At 44.5% G+C, this 2,068-nt stretch carries 1 protein-coding gene; it reads left to right on the top strand.

Going from position 1 to position 2,068, the window contains the following annotated elements; translation table 11 throughout:
- Positions 1-173 precede the first annotated feature (173 nt).
- Positions 174-1,985: an IS1634 family transposase gene (locus N902_RS0114260; protein ID WP_027371456.1), complete on the top strand. Its 1,812-nt coding sequence runs from the start codon at positions 174-176 to the stop codon at positions 1,983-1,985.
- The last annotated feature ends 83 nt before the right edge of the window (positions 1,986-2,068 follow it).

Raw genomic sequence — 2,068 nt, 5'->3', positions numbered from 1 at the left:
CCCATCTTTACGCTTAACTTCGCAAAATTAGCTTAAAATTTGCCTGGATTAACTTGCCAAAAATCCGTAACCACCTGAAAATACGTAGTTACTTTAGTTATACGGTCTTTTGTAGTGACTACGAATGCAAAACTGCTTATTGACAGAATGGCCAGCCATGATAAACTCCTTGCATGTTCATCAGGGAAACAAAAAGAAAGTACAAGAATTCTAATAAGTTATATTATACACATAAGTTAGTTGAGTCAATTCGTACTCCGGATGGCCCCAGGCAAAGAGTTGTGCTTAATCTGGGCACCTTGGAGCTTTCGAAAGATAAATGGACTGAGCTGGCTCAACGTATTGAAGAACTTATTTCTGGCCAAAAACGATTGCTCCCATGTGCCACTGAGATTGAAAGCCTTGCCCAGCACTATAACAAGCTCTACGTCAGGCAACAGCTTGCTAACACAAACGATATAGATAAACGTGAGCATGATTTCCAAAGTGTAGACGTGAATGTTCTAAGATCCTCAGAAGCCAAATCCATTGGCAAAGAGCATCTTGCTTTCCAAACCTTGCAAAAGCTTGGGCTTATCGATCTTTTTGAACGACTGGAGTTTACGCAAAACCAAATTAATATGGCTGTACTCTCGGTTATTGGACGGCTCATCCATCCAAGCAGTGAACACGAACTTAAAAGATATGCAAAAGAAGACAGTGCCCTAGATGAACTCTTGGGAACTGATTTCTCGCGAATCAGTCAAAACGCCCTGTATGAGGTATCCGATCTTTTGCTCTTACATAAACAGACTATTGAACAGTTTCTCAGGACCAATACCAAAAAGCTCCTGGGACTTTCAGAATCCATCATCCTCTATGACTTAACAAACACCTACTTCGAAGGTGGCGCTCTGCTCTGTGAAGAGGCCGAGAATGGCAGATCGAAAGACAAGCGAAATGATCGACCTCAAATCACTGTCGGCCTTGTCCTGGATGGGGATGGATTCCTCAAGTTGAGTCAAACATTTCGCGGCAATGTCAGTGAACCTTCGACCATGGTGGAGATCATCGAAAGTCTGCATAGAAAAGCGCAGGGAACAAATCCTCCTTTGCCTTTGGATCCGCCAACAGTGGTCATGGATGCCGGCATAGCTTCAGAAGATAATCTCAACATACTCAAAGAGCGGGGCTTTTGCTATATCGTTGTTTCCAGGTCCCGTCCCAAGGATATACCAAAGCAAGATTTTACCCAGATCAAAAAAGGTGTCCATGCCCACAGCTTTCAGCGAGGAGAAGAAACCTTCCTTCACTGCTGGAGTGAAGCCAAGACAAACAAAGAGCAGGCTATCGTCCAAAAGATGCGGATCAAAATGGAGGCAGAACTGACCAAGCTCCGTGATGGATTAAGTATAAAAGGAAGACTCAAAAACTATGACAAGGTTCTGGAGCGTATAGGGAAACTCCGTAAACAATACACTCGTGTTTCCAAGGGCTTTACCATCAATGTCCAGCAAGAAGGGAAAAATGCTGTCCACATCACCTGGAGCTTTGATGAGAAGAGCCTGGGGAAGCCATATGATGGCACCTATTTTCTGCGTACAAATCGCACCGACCTCACAGATGAGCGGTTATGGAAGACATATATAATGCTCAATACGGTTGAAGACGGTTTTCGGTGCTTAAAGAGCGAATTGGGGCTCCGTCCCAATTTTCACCAAAAAGGCGAGAGAATAAAGGGGCATATCTTCATAACTATCCTGGCATATCATCTCTTGCATATGATCCAGTATCATCTGCATCAGGCCGGGATCCATCATCGCTGGTCAACGATCAGATCATGGCTTGGCACTCATTGCATTTTGACCACCAGTCTGCCCCGGGAACAAGGTGGTGTTGTGCATGTACGGCATTGTACAACAGCTACTCTGCATCAATCCGAGGTGTATTCAGCTCTGGGCATACGAAGCGTTCCGCTCAAGCCAAGGAAGACGATAACGCAATAAATGTAGTGACCATAAAATTAAGTGATTTTAAGACAACTCACCGTTTTGACTGACAGTCTTGTCGCCGCCCCCATAAACGTGGG

Origin of the sequence: Desulfovermiculus halophilus DSM 18834 (assembly GCF_000620765.1) — a bacterium.
Classification (GTDB): domain Bacteria; phylum Desulfobacterota; class Desulfovibrionia; order Desulfovibrionales; family Desulfothermaceae; genus Desulfovermiculus; species Desulfovermiculus halophilus.
Note: the sequence above shows the minus strand (reverse complement) of the source record. Positions and strands in the feature narration are given on the sequence as shown.

What these genes read in the sequence shown, in the direction of transcription:
- N902_RS0114260 (WP_027371456.1), top strand. Translation starts at nt 174, where the DNA reads ATGTTCATCAGGGAAACAAAAAGAAAGTACAAGAATTCTAATAAGTTA.